The organism is Nocardia sp. NBC_01730, from assembly GCF_035920445.1.
In the GTDB taxonomy this organism is placed as follows: domain Bacteria; phylum Actinomycetota; class Actinomycetes; order Mycobacteriales; family Mycobacteriaceae; genus Nocardia.
Map to the genome: position 1 here is coordinate 7,974,660 of NZ_CP109162.1, position 19,861 is coordinate 7,994,520.

The 19,861-nt window shown below is 68.2% G+C and carries 1 protein-coding gene (running past one end of the window); it reads left to right on the plus strand.

All coding sequences use genetic code 11. From position 1 onward, the window contains the following. Positions 1-19,861: the beginning of a LacI family DNA-binding transcriptional regulator gene (locus tag OHB12_RS33240; RefSeq protein ID WP_327114044.1), read on the plus strand. It continues 89,903 nt past the right edge of the window; only the first 19,861 of its 109,764 coding nucleotides appear in the window; its start codon is at positions 1-3; the stop codon falls past the right edge of the window.

The following is a 19,861-nucleotide window of genomic DNA, read 5'->3' on the forward strand; positions in this document are numbered from 1 at the left end:
ATGGGTATTCCGTTTCCTCCTCCGGGGATGGCGTGGCTCAGTTATCTGGTCGGTGTCAAGCTGCCGACGATCGATGAAGACGACGTCGGCCAGGTGCAGCAGGGTTTCGAGCATCTGCAGCAGAACATCAACGGCACGGTGATTCCGGTGGTGGCCATGGCGCGGAACAAATCGCGTCGGGCGTATCCGGAGGGTGACGGCGCGGATGGTATCGACAAATATTTGGCGCGGATCATCTCGCACAACAAAAGTGTCGCGGGTGGCTATGGTGAGCTGGCCAAAGGGATTCACAGTTACCGCGGTCAGGTCGTCTCGGCGAAGCTGAACGGTATCTTCGGGCTGATCTGGATGGGCACCGAGTTCGCCAGCAGTAGTCTGTGGGGTCCGGGTGCGCCGTTGCAACAGGCGTACGCGGTCGCCTCGACCCGGATCTTCTTCCGCTGGCTGGCCTCGCGTGTGACACAGGAAACCGCGGAGATCCTGGCGCGTATGGCCACCAGGATCGCGATCGAGGACACCCCACGGCTGGTGCAGTGGATCACCAGTGACGTGGCGAAAGAAATCTTCAAACACATGGGGAAGGAAGCGTTCCAAGAGTTCTACCAGGGGACCGGGCAGGAGCTTCTCGTCGAGGCCGAGATGATCCGTGAGGGTTATCAAGAAAAACTGGACTGGGAAGCGATCAAACAGAACGCGGTGATCTCCACCATCGCCGGCGGTATCGGCGGTATCGGTGGGCTCGGTATGCAGAAGCTGACCCAGAAATTCAACTGGAACAGCGGCGCCCGCTGGGACCGGATACGAACCGGTGTCGTCGTCGGTGGTGGCGCGGGGCTCATCGGCCAGGTCGGAGCGATGGTCTCCAACGGCCTGATCTACAACAACTGGCAGACCGATATCTACGCGTGGTCCGGTGGCGTCGCCGGTGGCGCGGTCCCCGGAGTGATCGGCGGGTTCCGCGCACCCCGGGTCGGTGAAGGCCAACGGATGCGCCGCAGCGACTTCACCCTCATCGCCGGACAACCCGATATCGGTGACGGCACCACAACCAGCAACCCGACAACCACCACCACAACCCCCCCGATAAACACCAACACCGGCACCAACACCGGCACCGGCACCGGCACCAACACCGGGGCCGGCACCGGGGTCGGGGTCGGGAACGGTCGGGCGTCCGGCGATACCTCGCCGACAGCGAACACGACCACGAATCAAGGGCACAGCAACACCACCACCGAGCCCGGCCACGCCGAGGGGAACGGGTCCGATACTGCGGCGGCATCGAACACCGCCGAGGACGGATCCCCACAAGCATCGCAAGCCTCGGCGTCGACCGCGCCGCCTGCCGCGGCAGCCACCACCACTACCGAGACCGGTGCCGGACCGGCTGGTGGTGCGGTAGGCACCGACCCGCACGGTGGGGCGCTGGTCACCGGAACCCAGCACAGCGAACCCACAGCAGGCCTCGGATCCACCGGGAACACAGCCGCAGACCCCACCCCGGTCGACGGGCAAGCCACCACACACGCCGACACCCCTGCCCCTGCCACCGACACCCCTGCCACCGGCGCCCCTGCCACCGGCGCCCCTGCCGCTGGTGCTGGTGGGTCTGTTGCTGGTGGGCCTGCTGCTGGTGGACCGGCGTCGGGGTCGGGTGCGGGCAGGAGTTCGGCGGCAGTGCCGGGTGGCTCGAGCCAGGCCGGTAGCGGTAGTGCATCGAGTACTGCCGGTGCCGGGCGCTCGTCGTCTGCCGCGTCGGGTCGGCGCGGTACGAGCGCGGACCGGTCACGGTCGAGCGCGGTACCGGATACCTCCGATACCGAGCCACGAACAACGCCACGCGCTGCCGGTGCCGGGGCCGCCGGATCCGACGCAGCGGCCGCTTTCCGCAACATCATTCGCGACACCACCGGAATCGTCGCAGAAATACAAGCGGCCAGCGCGCCCAGCCACGCCACCAGCGACACCACCAGCGACACCACCAGCGACACAGCTGGCACCCAGGCCGAATCAACCGCCACCCCCGAATCGGCCGCCACCCCCGAATCGGCCACTATCCCCGAATCGGCGGCCGATTCCTCGACCGCGCAACCGGACACGAGCGAGACCGGCGGGGGGCTGGCAGATGACCAACAGGCCCCAACCCACTCGCCCGACCCCGCCACAACCACCCAGTACAACGGCGAGACCGGACCGGAATCCCACGGTGAGCCTCGGGCTGGTTCGGACACTGATGGCGGCACTCGGGCTGATGGCGCGACTTCCGATGACCCGGCCAGGGGTGGTGATTCGGATTCGCGCACTCCGGATGACACGCGGTCCGACGGTGAGGTCAAGCCGGAGTCCGATGGTGAGGTCGGGCCGGAGTCCGAGGGTGAGTCTCGGGCTGGTTCGGACACTGATGGCGGCGCTCGGGCTGATGGTGAGTCTTCGATTGATCCGGATGGTGATTCGGATTCGGATTCGCGCACTCCGGATGACGCGCAGCCGGATGGTGAGGTCGGTCCGGAGTCCGAGGGTGAGTCTCGGGCTGGTTCGGACACTGATGGCGGCGCTCGGGCTGATGGTGAGTCTTCGATTGATCCGGATGGTGATTCGGATTCGGATTCGCGCACTCCGGATGACGCACAGTCCGATGGTGAGGTCGGGCCGGAGTCTGATGGTGAGGTCGGGCCGGAGTCTGATGGTGGGTCTCGGGCTGGTTCGGATGGTGATTCGGGTTCGGGTGGTCGGGGTGATGGGGTTGGTCCGGGTCCGGAGGTGGGCAGTGTCGATTTGACGGGGCAGTGTGCTGCTCGGTCGACGAATGTGTTGGCTGCGCAGTATCCGACTGCGGGTATTCGGCCGGTGGGGTCGTCGGATCCTGCTGGTGTGGGTTCGGATGTGTATCAGAGGCAGATCGGTGCGGAGTTGGTCCGGTCGGGGAGTGGGTTGGCGCCGAGTGCGTCGTTGGAGTCGAAACGGTTGTATAGCGAGGCTGCGGCTGAGCGTAACCGGTTGCGGGAGGAAGCCGAGCGGGTCAAAGGGCAGCAGCGTACGCGTCAGAAGAAACGCACGAGGCGGGTCGGGCGTGTGCAGGGGCGGTTGGAGACCGCGTTGGCGCGGGTGCGGGACGGGCAGCCGATCGCTGCGGGTTTGCAGCAGCAGTTGGATCGGGTGTCCGCGCGTACCGGTCGAACCACCGAGCAGGTGTTGACACAGCGTATCCAGCAACTGCAGGACCGTGCCCAGAGCCGTGAGCGGGTCGAGGGGCAGCGGACCCGGGAGCGTGAACAAGAGCTGGAAACCAAGGCCGGTACGGAAAGAGACCGGCTGCTGAAACTGTCTCGGGATACCGGGCAGGTCACTGGTGAGCGGTGGCGGCGGATGTCGCGGTTCGATCAGCTCGAACACCAGACGATGGTTCTGGGTGAGGGCGCCACCTTGGTGACGGTGCTGGCTTTCGATACCTCCGGGGACAACACCGTCGGTGGGCATGTGGTCCATTTATCTGTTGAGCATGGTGTGGTGATGATCTACGACCCGGAGACCGGGTTGAAGAAGGTTTTCACTCCGGAGGCGATCCCGGAGGTCACCGACAAGATCTGGGTGACCGCGATCCGGTTCGACGGCTCGAAGCTGACCCCTTACACCGTGAATGTCGTCAACGGCGCCGACGACGAAGACGAGCGTGACCGGGTGCGGCGGTTCCTCGACGCGGATGAACAAGACCGGTTGAAACGGCAACTGGATTACGCGTTGGACCGGTTACGCGCCGAGCATCGCGATACCCGTACGCAATTCGATGACCTCGCGCGGGCGGCGGGAGTCAGCGACCCGGACGTGCTGGATGCGTTACGCGACCCCGACCGCTACACCGATGCGCTGGCCCGGCTCCCCGCGCCCGCGCTCACCGAGACAATGACCGTCGCGGAGCAGGTGCGTCTGCTCGAGGCACGGGACCGGTTGCGTGACAGCGTCGCTCACCTGCACAAGGTCGAGCAGACCATGGACTCGTTACAGGAAGCGTTGGGGCAGCCACCGGACCCGACAGCGACCCCCGCCCAGCAGTCCCGCCACCAGCAGCGGGTGGTGGGGCTGCTGGGCGCGGTCACCGACTGGGTCGGAGCGCTCGAGGATATCCGGACCTTGGCCGCGGGCGTGCCACAAGCCCAACTACACCGGTTGCTGGCCGGAGACTTCGAAGCAGAACTGGCCTGGCTGAACGAGACCAGGCCCGACGAGACCAGGCCCGACGAGACCAGGCCCGACGAGACCAGGCCCGGTGAGCGGTTGGGTAGGTTGGCGGCGGTGGTGCGCCGCGCCCCGGTGATGGCCGAGAACCTGCAGACCGCCCAGGAGTTGCTGGCCAGGTTCGCGAACCCGACCCCCACCAGGCAGGCCGGGGCCGGGCAGGCCGGGGCCGGGGCCGGGGCTGGGGCTGGGGCTGGATTGCAGAGTCAGGTGAGCCGGCAGGTGGGTTTTGTGCTGGCGCGGTTGAACCAGCAGTTGGATACCGCCCGTAGGCAATTGAATACCGCGGCAGCAGGGTTGGGTGTGGACGAGGACACCCACGCGGGGTTGCTGTCCCCGGAATTCGAGACCACGCTGGCCCGGTCACCGGATTCCTCGCAGTGGCGGGTGGTGTCGGCGAACGCGCACTACTACCACGAGCTTTCCGCTATCGCCGACCAATGCACCGGGCTGCTGTCGCGGATCAACGACCGCACCCGGCATTCCCCGCAATGGCTGACCGATACCACCACCTACGCGACGCAGGCACTGGCATGGGCTGCGGCAGTACAGGCCATGCACGAGGCCACGACCTACGGCAGACCCCAACCCACCCCGGACGCGGCCCCGGACGCGGCCCCGGATGCGACCGGTCCCGACGGGCTGCCTGATGCGCGGGGGCAGGCCCGCACCCCGCAGGAGCTTCGTGCGGAGATCGCGCGGTTGGGTGAGCTGCGGGAGCAGGCACGCGCGCGGCTGCAGACCGAACAGGAAAGGTTGGGAACCGCGATCGCTCAGGCCGCCGCGCAGATCACGCAGCGGGAATCCGACCTGGCCGCGCTGGATTCCGACCGGACCGTGTCGGCTACCCAGCATCGCCGGTTACAGGCCGAACGTGACCTCGCGGCAGGGGGGCCCCGGTGGCGCGACGGGCCGGCGTTGTCGCCGCAAGAGCTGGCCCGGCGAGAGGGGCAGTTGGCCCGCCAGCAGCAGCAGCTGGGTGAACGCCAGCGGATGCTGCAACGGCAGCGGGATAGCCTTGCCCGCTCCAGACAGCGGCTGACCACGCAACTGCGTGCACTGGAAGAATCAGAAACCCAGCAACAGATCAACGAACTCGGACACCGGATCGGCCAGCTCCAAGCACAACTACCCGTCCAACCACCCCCGACCCCGGCCACCGACCCCGATTCCGGCCCTGATACGGCCACCGGCCCCGATACGGCCACCGACCCCGATTCCGGCCCTGATACGGCTGCCGGCCCTGATACCGACCGTGATGGTGGGCTGCGGGCGTGGGGTGGGCGGGTGTCGGAGGCGGAGATGGGCAAGCTGATCCGTCGGGTTTTCGATTGTTCTGATGCGTTGGGGGATTCGTGGCAGAAGCTGGAGCGTGAGCAGCTGGATCTGGGTTCGGTGGCCGGGGTCACCGACACGAACCAGCAGCGTGACGCCGATCGGGGTGTGATGGTCGGTGAGGTCGTCATGGTGGCTGGTCGCCCGTTCCGGTTGGCGGTCACTTCGGCGGGGGTGCCCGACAGTGTGGAGGGGTATCGGGCGGCGCCGGTCGCGGCCGCGGCGGCGCGGGACAGTCTGCGGACCTCGTTGCAGGAGCATGACCCCGCGACACCGGTCACCGAATCCGATCGGGCCGAGATGGTGCGTGCCGCGATCGATGCCGCGCAGGCCGCGGTCGTGCGTTTGACCCGCCGAGATCACACCCGCCGGATCAGTGAGGCGCTGACCGCGGCGCAAGCACAACTGCCCGAAGACGCTGACCCGTTGAGTGAACCCGCCCAAGCGCAGATCCGTGCGCGGGTGCGCCGCCAGATCGACACCGAACTACTCGAGGGTGTTCGGCCACCACAGGCCAGTATCGCGGTGGTCGTGTTGGATACCGGGATCGATGGCCAGCCGGGACAGTTCACCGCGGGCTCGGTCGGCGGTGACCGGGTCCAAGTACTCGACCCGAACAACCCGGACAACTCCCACACCATCACCACCGACACCGACACCGACACCGACACCGACACCGACACCGACACCGATGTTTCCGGGGTCGGTCACACCCTCGGCTTCAGTGTGCCGGACCTCAACAACACCGACACCGGTGCTGGTGCTGGTGTTGTGACTGCGGGTGGACCGCCGACCGATCCGGGCCGCTACATCAGCAGTGGTGTGGTCACCGACTCCCAGGTGTTGTTGCTGCATACCGCCGGGTTGGGGGGGACCTCGCGTTCGGTGGCGTCGCTGGCCGGGGAGTTCGCTAGGCATCCGGATGATCTGAGCACGGCGATGACCGCGCTGGCCGACAACTCCCCGCAAGACCGGGCTCTGGCCGGTGTCGCGGTGTCATGCGCTCCGACCGAACCACAACCACCCACCACACCACAACCACCCACCACACCGCGACCACCCACCACACCACAGCCACCCACCACACCGCGGCCAGGACCGGGGTCGGGGCGGATGGCTGATGCGGTGCTGGCGGCGGGGGTGGCTGATCTGGCCGGGTATCACCTGGCCCGCCAAGATTTGAACGAGGCAGCCGAGGCGCTGCGTGCGGCGCGGCGGCTGGATCGGGAAGCCGGACACCGGCCGGGGGATGGGCCCGGCCGGCGGGAACGGCAGGCACGCACCCTGACCCGGCACGCGGCCCGCAGGCTGGCACAGTTGCAGACCCGGATCGATGCACTGTTCGACACACTCGACGCCCACGCCGACGCCGACGCCGACGCCGACGCCGACGCCGGTGTGGGTGTGGGTGTGGGGCTTTCGCTGTCGCGGCAGCAGCGGTTGCGGGACTTCGGTGTGGTGGTGGCGCGGTGGAACCTGGTCGATACCGCGTTCCGGGCCGCTGATCCGGTAGACGAGGCCACGAGGCGGTCGCATCAGGAGGCCACCGGGGCGGTGCACGCCGCTGCCGCGCGGCTGGCCGCTGATCCGGTGTTACGCCCGATCGCGCAGGTGGACGGTGGTTGGGGCCGAGTCGAGTTCGCTGATGACGCCACCATCGCCGAGGACATAAATGCTGCGGTCGCGCATTTCGATATCGATCTGGGTGAGGTTTTCGGGGTCAGTGATCAGGGTGCGAACGCGGCCCGGCCCGATAACCAGGACTGGATGGACTGCGAGGTTGTGCATACCCCGGTCGGGCCGATCCGGATTTCGGTGGTGTGTCACGGTGAAGACGCCACTACCGATGCGCGTCGGGCTGCTCGGGTGGCCGCGCGGGTAGCCCGGCAACGGCTGGCGGGTTTCGCTGTTGAGGAGCAGGGCGAGTTCACCGCGGAGCAGGCCGGCCAGGCGGTGCGTGATGCCATCGACGCCGCGCAGGCCGCGGTGGTGGCCTTGACCGACAGTGACTACGCGCAGGACCCGCATCCGCCCGAGACCACGATCGCGGCGGTGATCGTGACACCGGGTCGGGACGGGAAACCGTCCCGGTATGCCGCGGGCAGTGTCGGTGATACCCGGGTCCACATATTGCGGGCCCGTGGCGAGTCCGAGACGGTGACCGACGAGGACCCGAACGCGCTCGGCCGTGACGGGGGTCCACGCGAGCGTGACGATCCGCTGCACGGGGACTATGTACACACCGGTGAGCTGGCGGGCACCGATGTGGTGGTGCTGGCCACCCGCGGGTTGTGGGTAAACAACCCCGACCCCGACGAGATGGATCTCGTGCTGGATGAGGGGGCCAACCGCGACCTGCGGGATATGGGCACCCGACTGGTGAACCGGGCACTGCTCAATGGTGCGCCGGGCAATGTCACCGTGGCGCTGGTGTCAGCGACTACTGTCGAGTCGACTCCGCGGCAACTGCCCCCGCCTGCCACGCGGATCCCGGTCTGGTTGCGTCGCTCCTACCGGGTGTTGTCGCAGGAATACAGTCACGCCCACGACGAGTTGTGGCGATTGGCCACCGAGGTGGGGGTGGACCCGGAAACGGTGGTGACCCCGCAGGGATCGGCCGCGGTCATCGCGGAGCTGACCGAGGCGGGCCTGGTCCGGGGGGTGCGGCTGCGTCTGGAACTGGCGGCGAATCATTTCCACGACATCGACACCCGACAACGTCAACTACAACGGTGGCTGACCCGCCCGGACACCCACCCGACACCCGAATTCTCCGACGAGGACACCGACTACCTGATCGCGTTGTCGAATTGGGCGGTATCCCGCCGCGAGCTACACACCGCGATACTGGCCGCGGTCGACGAGTCACTCCTACAACAACGCGGTGAACACACACAACTGCTGCTACAACTACCACAACTCCTCAACAACCCCGACCCCAACAACCCCGACCCCAACAACCCCGACCCCAACCTCAACAACCTCGACCCCAACCACCCCGACCTCGACCTCGACCACCTCGACCTCGACCATCCTGCCGGTCTGGGTCGGTTGCCGGCCGGCCCGGCAGTGGCACTCGCGGTCGGCCGCTACCGCGAGGCCGCCGCCGATCTGACCCGCCACCGAAGCCGGCTATCGGACACCAGCTCCCGCGACGGGAGCTTGGAGATCCCGCCCGGGCTGCGCCGCGGCTACCGGATACTGGTCGCCGAACACGACAACGCCCGGCAGCGGTTGAGCGGGATACTCGGCTCGCTACCGGTCACGATCACCGATCTGACCGGTGCCGACCACCACACCGCGCTGGAAGCCCTACGCGAGTTGGCAGCCGAGGCCAGCACCGAGCAGGACGTGCTACGACAGTTGGCCCTCGAGGTAGCTGCCGACCCGCAGCAGCTACAACAGGTCACCACCGAGCTAGCCGCCTCGCAAGAACTGGTACGCCGGATCGAATGGGTACAGGACCTCACCGAACGCTATCACCGGGCACACAATCAGGTGCTGGCGCTGGAAGAGCGCATCGAAAATCATCGTGGCGGCATAGACGCGGTGCACGCCCAGCCACGTCGGACGCTGCCGGCTATCGACCCCGAGCCCACCCTCGAAGAACAGGAGCGGGCACAGCGGCGGTGGCGGACGATCCAGAACTGGGCGAGGTCGCCGCAGGATTACGCGTTCGGCTGGGAGTGGACCGACGAGCGGACCCGGCGGGCGCTGATCCAGACAATGCCCGAGGTACTCGCTGGCACCGAGGGCCTTCCGCGCTCGGTGCGCGACGAGGCGACGCGTCTGCTGATGCTGCGCATGCGCAGCCGATCGACGCAGCAGTCGGCCGCCCACCTCGACCCGCAGCAGCGACAGCAGCTGCAACAACAGCAAGGCGTGTGGAACTTCCGGACCGACATGGTCACCGCTGCCGAGAACTGGGCGGCGCAGGTACCCGGGCATCCGGCGGTGACCTTGCTCGGGCTGGGCGGTTCGCTGATGGTGATCGGCGACCTGGACAATGCGCAGGAAGTCAGTTTCCACGCCGTGCGCGGCAACGCCGCCACCACGATGCGTGCGACCGCCGCCGCAGTCGACGATGTCGCGACCGGCACCGCGAACGGAGTGCCGACCGCAGCGGTCGTGTGGGCCGGCCCGGACGCACCGGCCCTCGCCCAGGAAGTAGCCCGTTTCCTGAAAGACCGGGTCTCGGCCGACCAGCCGCTACCGCTGGTGCGTCTGGTCGGTCACCACGACCTCGATACAACCGACACCGCCCGCCGGCCCGAGCCGGGCGTGGACCTGGTAGCCGCGGCACTCGATCACGAAGACCTGGCCAACCACCGAGACGAAGGCCGGGTCGTGGCCACGGCGCCGGAGCAGGGGATCGCGGCGTACCCGCAGCGGTGGCGGCTCTCGCGCCAGGTGGACGGCACCGTCAACAACTGTTACACGCAAGCGGCTCGGAAGGCTTTGGAGCGGGCGATCGCGAACCGGATCCGCCACCTCGGTATCACCGACCCGGACAACGACCCGGTCATCGTCCATCTGCGGGAACGGCTGCAGCTGATCGAATGGTACGGGGTACAGGAAGCCGGGATCGCCGGTGAGTTCGGTGCCTGGCTGGTCGGAGCGAGCTGGGATCCAGCCGGGTACAACGGTTTCGACGCAATGCGCGACGCGGTGCCCGAGGGCGGGGTGATGATCGGCTCGGTGGCGTTCGACGGCTTCCAGTACGCGGGCGTGGTCGGCTCGCACGCGGTCGAGCTCTACCGGGAGAACGGCCATGTCATGGTCGTCGACGGCGACCGGCCGCCGGTGGACTTCGAGGTGTGGCGCCGGGGGCTGTCCGGGGTGGTCGGCTGGCACGGCATCGTCCTCAACGCCGACGGGACCCCGGCGCACCAGCTCGATGAGCACGGCAACACCCGCGGCGAGGCAGGCAAGGCCTACGCGGCGTCGAATATGGGCGCGCGAATGGACACCGGGCTGCTCACCGCTGGTCGGATCGGGCCGGAACTGTCACGGCTGGTGGAAAAATCCGGCACTTGGACGCGAAGTTGGCGCAGCGCGGTCGAGGCCCAGCTGCGGCACGAATACGACCGTCAGCTGGGAGCCACCGGCCGGCAGCGGGTCCGGGAACTGCTGCCGCAGTTGCTGGAGTCGAGTTCGGGCGAACGCGCGCAGTGGTACGACACACTCGCCGAGGCACGCAACCGGCTCGCGGTGCTGGCCGGCATACCGATCGCAGTGTTGGAAGACGACGCGCTCGTCGACCAGCAACTCGCGAACCTGCGCGCACTGATCAGTAAATCCGAGGCCCTGCGCGACGCCGAACAGCAATTCCGGTGGCGGCACGAAACCACCCGATTGCTACACCAGATCGACCGCGCCGAACAGCGTGCCCGGGATATCACCGAGCTGCGGCGGCTGTTGTTCAACGCCCGGCACAGTGACGACCCCGACCGGTTCCACGATCTGGTGGCTCGCGCCGAGCGGCTCGACGATCTCGCGGGGGACCTGCGCAGGTCGAACAGTCGTGGGTCGTGGCCGATCCGGCCGAATTCGCAACAGCGGACCGAGCTGGAAACGGTCGAGATACTGCTGGGCAATCTGCTCGACGACGGCACCAAGCCGCGGGATCTGTCGTTCACGCAGCTGGACGAGCTGGCCCGAGTACCCGACGACGCCGACGAGCTCACCCGCGAACGGGCACGGTTGGCAGCGCTTTTCCGGGATCTGCGGCACTTGGAAGAGTGGTCCCGGGAATTCGAGGAGCAGGCTGTGACCGCCCGGTTACTCGACAGCCTGCTCGACAGTGGGCTGGCAGAGGCGGTTCGTGACCCGGCGCTGCGTCCCCCGGCACGGCGCGGTGAGCTGCCCGCCGAACTGGTCCGGGCCCGGCGTGCCGCCGTCGCCGACCACATGCGATACCGGTATAGCGGCTCGAACCAGGCGACGGCCCCGGATCCCGCCGCGGTGCGCGCCGAACGGGACGACCTGGTTGCCGGGCGTCCGGCCCTGCTCGCACCGGTCGAGGCGCTGTTGCAGAGTTTGGGCCTCGGCATGCCCAGTACCGCCGACCTGCAGAGCCGATTCCGGGAAACGATGCGGGAATTGCGGGACGCTGGTGCCGACAGTCGGCAGTTGCAGCTCGTGGAACAGCTACGCCGCCACGATGAAGCGATCCGGGAGCGCGACGAGTTCCTGGCCGCCACCGAGCGGATCGATCAGCTCACCATGCTGTCGGGGGACCTTCGCAGGGCACAGACCGAAAGTGCCAGTTCGAAAACACGATTCAACAACAAGATGCGTGACCTGCAGCTTGCCGTGTGGCGCGCGACGCAACACGACGGATGGCAGGCGCGGGTTCCGCACCGATTGGTCGAGTTGCTCGGATTGTCGGATCGGGGCAGTGACGCCTGGCTCACCGAACTTGCCGAGTACCGGAAGCAGCTCGGGTCGCAGCAAGCCAACCCCGACCACGCCTGGATCCTGCCCGAGGTGGCCGAACTGCTCGCGGCCGCGCAGACCCGCCGGGACCGGGGCAGCGATGTCGGTGCGCTGCAACAGCGGATACAACAGCTCGACGAGGTGGCGGGCCGGCTGCGACGCTCTCGTGCGGAACAGGCCGAACTCGATGAGCGCATGCGGGAACCGGTCGGCGATGCCACGCAGATGCTCGCCGATGCTGCCCGCAGTGCCGAGCTTTCGGTTCTCGACCGGGAACTGTCCATGGGGCTGGCCGTCACGATCGATCTCGGCCGGCACCGGGAGGCGGAGATCCTGGACGGCAGCCCCGCGACCACCCCGATCGACGGGATGGGCTCCCGACCCCCTCGCTTGCCCGCCGGGCGGCTGCCTGCCGGCGAGAGCGACGGTTCGACACCGCCGCAGCGGCCGACCGATCCCTCGTTGCTGCACTTGTCGCCCGGCATGCCGAAATTGTGTGCTGCCGAAGCGTTCTGGTTCGGCGCCAAGGCCCTCGGGTTGCCGGTGGACACGCCGTCGATGCAGGACCGGGTGCTGCAACTACAAGGATTCACCCCGAAAGCGGCGGCACTGGCCGCGCACGCGAAATGGCAGCCGGGCGGAGTCGGCTCGTACGACGAGATGTACGTCGTCGCCGAACGCGGCGGAGTGGTGTTCGGCGCGGTCGATCTCGACGACGGCAACGCGCACATGTTCGTGGTGTACCGAGGTACCGATGGGCACGTACGGGTACACGAGCTGGTCGGCAACGAAGTGCGCGACGTGCCGTTCGACGAGTGGGACAAACCCGAGGGCCCGCTGTACGGCATCTTTTTCGACGAGCACAGGAAGCCGCTGAACCCGCTGGCCCCGGGCGAGCAGCCGCCGGACCACCCGGGCAAGGACCACCCGGTCCGCAACCTGGGTGCGCGGTCCGACCGCGAACAGGAACCAATCTTCCGGCCGCCCGGAGACTCTGGCGGGGTGGTGGATCCGGCTCCGGAACTGGGACCCGCACTGGTGCGGCTGCGGCAGTACGCCGGTGTCCGGCGCCGGGAGCTGCAAGTGTCGTTGTCGCTGTTGTTCGGTGACCCGGATGAACAGTCGGGGTCGTCTCCTGCCCCGGATGCTGTCGCCGGCCTGCTGACGGAACGGTCGCCCGAGTACGGCAACTGGATATCCGAACGTGCTCAGGCGCGGGCACGGCTGAACGAGCGCATCACTGCCTCGGTGGCCGATCACGACCGCCGTGCGGCACTGCTGTTGCCGGACAACCTGAACGACGAACTGTCGGTGCAGCAGGTACTCGCCAACCTGGCGGAGTGGGCCGACAAGCCCCCGGCCGTGGCCGAGGCGGAAGAGTCATTCCAAGGCCTGCACTGGGCGGTCTCCCGCATCAGCGAGATACGGCGGATGGCGTCGTGGGAGCGTCGGATCGACGAGGTGGACGACGGGCTGCACGCGGCCCACGCGCGGCGCGACCACGGTGAGATCTCCGCCGAGGAATACGCCACGGCGGTCGCCGATTCGGTGCGCCTGGACGACCTGGCCGGACAGCTGCTGGCGGGACTGCAGGAGGCACAGCAACCGGTGCCCGCGCCCACCACACTCGGGCGGCCGTTCGACCTGGACGAATACCACGTCAGCGTCGACGAACTGAGGTCGGTGCTCGGCGCGGACAAGCGAGCCGAGCTGAACCTGGACCAGCGGCTGGCCGAGGCCGAGGAAAAGTTGCGCAAGCGGCTGCGCCGCAAGGCGGTGCCCGACGACGACGAACTCGAGCGAATCGTGGGCAACGTCCGGTCGGTGGAGACCCTGGAGATGGTCTACGCGGTCGCCGAGCTGCGTGCGCTGCGTGACACGATCGCCGAAACCGAGCAGCGCATCTCCGGGATGCGCGAAGCCGCCGAAGCGTTCGACGCCGCGGTGGAGTTGGCCAGGATCCCACGCACTCATCCGGGAATCACCGTGGCGGAGAACGTGCTTCAGTTCGCCGCCAAGACCGAGACCGACCGGGACCGGTTCGCCGAGATGGCGCGGGAGAAGGCGCGCAAGCTCGCCGAGGTGACCCGGGGGCGGCTGGAGTTCGACCCGGACACCGTGTCGATGTCCGAATTGACCGCGGCACTGGGCGTCGTGCGGCAGGAGCTGGCCGACGCCGAGGGAATCCTGCTGTCCGATGCGACTCCGGAGCTGGTACTGGCGGTACTCGGGCGCACGGACATCGGTCCGGCGACCGGCCCGGCGCGGATCCACTACCTGCTCGAGCAGCTGATCGCCGACACCGCCGAGGCCCGGCGGATGGCGAAGTGGGGATGGGGGCTGGATGCCTTGATTGCCGCGCGCCGACAGGCGCATGCGCAGCAGCAGGCCGCCGACGAGCAGTACACGATGCTGCGGGAATCGAAGCGGATGCGGCAGCTGAAACAGGACGCCGTCATGCTGCGCGCCCGGCTGGAGCGCATTCCGGCTCCGGAGCCGACGGATTCACCCGAGCTGGCGCAGGCGCTGCGGCTGCTGGACCGGTTGCGCTCGGCCGCGGAGACCTACCGCTACTGGCAGGTGCAGTCGGCGCGGTTGGAAGCGCGACTGCGGCACCTCGATGACGCAGTCGTACATAGGAATGCGCTTCTGGTCGAACATCTGCGTGGCTACGACGAGGTGGTCGCGGCGGCCGATCGCAACGGGATGTCACCCAGCCAGCTCGGTGATAGACCGCGGTGGCCGGAACAGGTGCGCCGCCATCGCGACGAGGTGATCGCCGACGTCGTCGAGTGGTGGACCCAGGGGCAGCACAAGGCCAGGGATGCGGCCATGTCCCAGGCTCACGAGCTGAACAGCCTGCTGCCGCGCGCCGAAAAGGTCCGCCGCCTCGGCAGGCATCTGGACGATCTCGAGGGCCAGGTGGACCGCTACCTGGCCGGACAGGCTGTGGACGAGGTGTTCGCCGATGTGGCCGCCGGGGCCGGGCCTGCACTGGCGGACTATCAGCATCCCGGCACCGCGGAACAGCTCACGCCGCTGGGATGGTTGTCGGCGCACGACCTCAACCGGTGCGCGGTGGAAGTGCTGACCGACCTCGCGGACTTCTACAACCTCGACCTCGACCTCCTACTGGAGCGGCTCGGCGATGTCGACGGGAACGGGACGCTGGTCAGCCAGGTCGAGTGGGCGCTGGGCGGGTGGCCCGCGCAGCAGTTGTCGGGTGTCGCCGACGCGGAACAGACGCTGCACGCGTTCGCCGCGCGGCAGGAGCGGATCCGCCCCGGCGGTGGCAACGGCGTCGGGGTGCTGGTGTTCGTTCCCGGCGACAACGGCCTCGGCCATGCCTACTGGCTGGTGCGCATCGTCGACCCGGACAAGACGGTCCGCATCGAGCGCCGCGATGTCGGAATCGGCGTGGTGGACCGTGATTTCACGGTGTCTCGTGGCGATGGGGGCCGCCCGGTGCTGGGGCTGTTCCTGGACAACACGGGCCGGTCGAGTCCGGCGCGCCGAGCGGACGAAACCCTCCCGCCGTTACGCCGTACCACCGGGGACTTCCGCGTCGGCACCACGATGGCCGAACCGCCGCAGTATGTCGAGCCGCGACCGGTGCTGCCGGAATGGCTGACCAGGCCGCCGGGGGCGGGGATCGAAGACACGGGTGAGTGGCGGGAATTCCTGAGCCAGGCCGGTCCGATCGCGGAGGACATGCTCGCCGGGCGGCAGCCGACGGCCAAGGAACGCTGGCAGTCGATCGTGCAGACTGCGGCCGACGAGATGTACCGCGCGCATCTCGCGGGCGAGCGGACGCTGTCGCATTCGCTGCTGGACAAGGTGAACCGGGCCCGCCTGGAACACGCGCGGCAGGAGTTGCTGCGGCAGGAGCCCACTCCCGAGAACGTGGCGCGGCTGGCGGAGCTGGATACCTGGGTGGACCGGTTGACCGTCGCGGAACGGGTGGCATCCCAGCTGCCCGGGCACCCGTCGGTGTACCTGCTCGCGGTCGGGGTGCCCGAGGCGCCGGGGCGGACGGTGCTCGGGTTCGGTGAACTGCCGGAAGCGGAGTCGGTGGCAGTGCACGTCGGTGCCGCAGCAGAGCCGAGCGCGGCGGAGCACACCGACGGTGCGGATTCCGGTCTGCGGCGGGTGCTGAACGAGATGATCCAGTCGAAGGCCGCGATGCTGTGGTACGCACCCGCGGTCGATCGCGATCTCGAGTCGGCCGACGACATGAGTGAGCTGTTGGCAGCCGACATCGGCGATGCCGTGGGCAGCCGGGCTCCCGGGCAGGCCGCGCAACTGCACCTGGTCGTCGACGGTGTCCGGGGCCGGGCGATCGCGGCGGTCGCGGATGCCGGCGGGTTGCTGTCCGAATATCACGTCGATATCCAGGAGGCCGACCCGTATCAGGCGAACTTCGTGCAGAAGCCACCGCTGGCCGGTGACGACGAACACCTCATTCGCACCGCGTTGCAGTGGGCCGGGTTCGACATGGCCGGTCGCGACCTCGAGACCGTGTTGCGAGACATGCTGTTGTCCCCGGACGACGACCTCACCGTGGCGCGCGAACGGGGCGAGCGCAATGAGGCGGCCTGGCGACAGTGGCCGCAGTTCGTGCGGGACCTGCTGTCCGAGCGCTTCCTGCACATCCTGGCCGAAGGCTCGGGACTGCCGTCCGGGGTGCGAGATGAGGCCGGGCGGCGGGTGCTGGGCAGGCAGCTCGACGAGGCCATCGATGAGGCCAATGCCCGGATGCTGGCCGGCGCGAACCACGGTGAGCTCAGTGACCGGGTAGAGGGCTTCGCGCGGATGCGCTCCGCCCTGGTGGAATTGGCGGAGTTCAGCCGGGACCGTGGGTATGGGCCGGTGTACCGGCTCTCGCACGGCTACACCGCCGACGGTCGGCTGCGGCTGACCGTCGCCTTCGGCAACCCGGACACCGCGGCCCGGGTGCACCGGATGGTGTTCAACCACCCGCAGCCACTGTCCCCTGAGGAGGTGTACGGCGCGAACCCGGTGCACCTGAACGTGGACTGGATGCACGATGGGCAGCCGGACACCGCGGTGATCGTGGACTTCGTCGAGACCGCGCTGATTGTGCACACCGAAGAGATCCCGACCTCGATCATCGGACACGATGCCGGGTCGGCGGTCGCCGACGGTGATGACCTCGCCCGCACCGCGGCCGCGGAGAACGCCGCCGCGCGGCAGCGCGACCCGTACGGTCGCCGCCCCGCCGCTCACTCGCACAGTCAGATGGCTCCGGACACCGTCGAGCACGCGCGGGCCCAACTGGGCAACGAAATCGATTCGGTGACAACGGGTATCGAAGTGACCGCTTGGTACCGCACCCCGAACTCGGCGATCGAGCTGGAGTTGGCCCGGGCGCGGCGTTCCCGTGGTCTGTTCGGGGCACAGCTGGTCGAGATGGCAGGCACTCTGCGCCGGCTCGACGGGGAACCGGTGGTGATCGACCTGGAGCAGCTGACGCCGGTGGCGCTGCTGACCACCATCCGGCAGCTGTCGCAGACGGCGGACAGCGTCGACGAGGACAGCAGGCGGCTGCTGTTGGGGCAGGCGTTCGACTGGCTGTCCGCGGAGGCGAAAGTGCGCCACCACGAGCGATACCTGGCCGCCAGGTCGGACCCGGACCACTGGGAGCTGCCCGCACCGGAGGCGAAGCGAGCGCATATCGCAGCGGTGTCGGCGAACTTGGCCTCGGTGCGCCGGCTGTACGACCGGATCCGTGAGCTGAACGTCGAGGTCGGCTTGCCGCTGCCGGAGAATCTGGCCCCGGGAGAGTTGCCGGATCTGTTCGCGGCCCTGGCGATGCGGGTGGACGACGATGTTCTGTCCGAACTGTTGGTGTTGCTGGAGTCGGTCCCGGAATGGTCCGCGCAGGAGGCCGAGGCCGGCTACTTCCGGCGCGACACCCCGGTGACCGCGCTCACGATGCTCAGCGACAAGTTCCTGTCGGCGGACTATATGCGGGCCGAAGCCGAACGGCGGGTCGTGGAGCGGACGTCGGCCGCCTCGGCCTTCGACCCGCTGAAGCTGCAGGCACACCGGCTCGAGCGTGCCCGGCTGCATCGGGAGCTGGCCCGCGAACTCGGGGAGTTTCCCGCCGAGCTGGATCCCGACCGGGTGCGCGAGGCGTTGTCGGAGCTGTCTCCGCGGCTGCGTGAGCTGGCCCGCGAACTCGGAGTGTCCACGACCTCGGTGGATCCGGACACCATGCGCGAGGCACTGTCCGAATTGTCTCCGCGGCTACGTGAGCTGGCCGACCGATACCTGGGGTACCTGGAAACTTGGGCGCGGGTCTTCTACATCGAGGGCTATCACCGGGAGAACAGCGACTACCAGTGGTTGCTGGATCGAGTCCGCCGGCTCGAGCAGGCGTTCGAGCAGCATCGCGACGCCCTGGTCCTGGCCGGCCACGAGGTCGCCCCGGGCGCAGTCCACCGCGAGTTCGACGACCGGATAGAAGCGATCCTGGCCGAAGTCGCCGCGCGCTTCGCCCCGGTCGAGCCGACCGCGGTGCCGCCGCGTAATGTCGTTCCGCACCAGGAGAATCCGCCGTTGTGCGCGCGGTTCGGCGCCGGTGCGCTACTGGACTTCCAGGTCGCCCGCGGGGCACTGGCGCAGCGCCCACCGGGGTTGGACAATGTCGAGCCCGGTCTCGACGGCTTCGCCGAAATCCAGGTTGCCCGTGCGGTACAAGGTGACTGGCAGAAATTCCGGTCGCTGGCGGACCTGGTGAAGCAGATCCGCCTGCACGGTGGTGCGGCCGCGGGTGCGATGGTGTTCAAGCACGCGGGCCCGATCGGCGGGCACGTGTTCGAGATCGAGGACACCGGAGAAGTCGACGCCGATGGGCACTACCGGGTGGTGGTGCGCGAGGAAGTCGACGGCGAGCCGCGGATTTTCGAAGACCATGAGATCGAGGCCTGGATCCAGGAGCGGGAAGGACCAGAGCGCGACGATATCCTGCAGGTGCACGGCATCCTCGCGGATGTCGACGGGCACATCGTGATCCCGCTGGTGGAAGGCGACCACCGGATCGCCTACGACGAGGACATCCCGCAGGTGGCGCTGGGCAGGCTGCCGTTCGGCCGGGGCCCGCCGGTGCGGGAGTGGTTGCACAAGGTGTTCGACCGGCTGCCGTTCAAGACATGGCGGTTGCTCAACGGCCCGGCCGAGGGGCAGGTGCCGGTGTTGGGGGACAACCTGGTCCAGCTGCGCCGCACTATGGAGCTGCACCGCTTCGAACTGGTCAATGCGCTGCAGGTGCGGCTGCCGCAGGGACCGGTACCGACGCAGCTGATGGACGAGGGCTCGCCGGTCCGGCTGGAGTGGGACGGTCGGCTGCGTGCGGCGGCCGGGAAGATCGGCATGCCCGAGGTGTTGCTGACCGACCTCGCCGATGCTCGGATGGCTCGGGCGAAGTTGGCCGATATCCGGGCCGCGGGCACGGCGTTCCAGGCCGATCTCGACGAGTTCGAATCGGTGTTCACCACCTTGACCATGGCCGCGGAAGCCGACCGGTGGCAGCGGCGGGTCGAGCACATCGACTACCACCAGGAGATGCTCTACCGGGCGTATGCGCTGCAGTTGCGCAATCCGGCGTCGGTCGAGAACTATCGTCGGATCCGGTCGGATCTGGAAGAGCTGGACCGGCAGGCCGGGAAAGTCAACGAGGCCGAAGCCCGGCCGCAGGACAACCCCGAGGCACGCGCGGCGGTGGTCAAAGCCGTCGTCGAGTTCGACGCGGAAGGCGCCAACATCCGACGACCGGCCGATGGTCGGTGGCCGACGGTCGAGTATCTGCGGAGCTTCGGCATAGCGACACGTG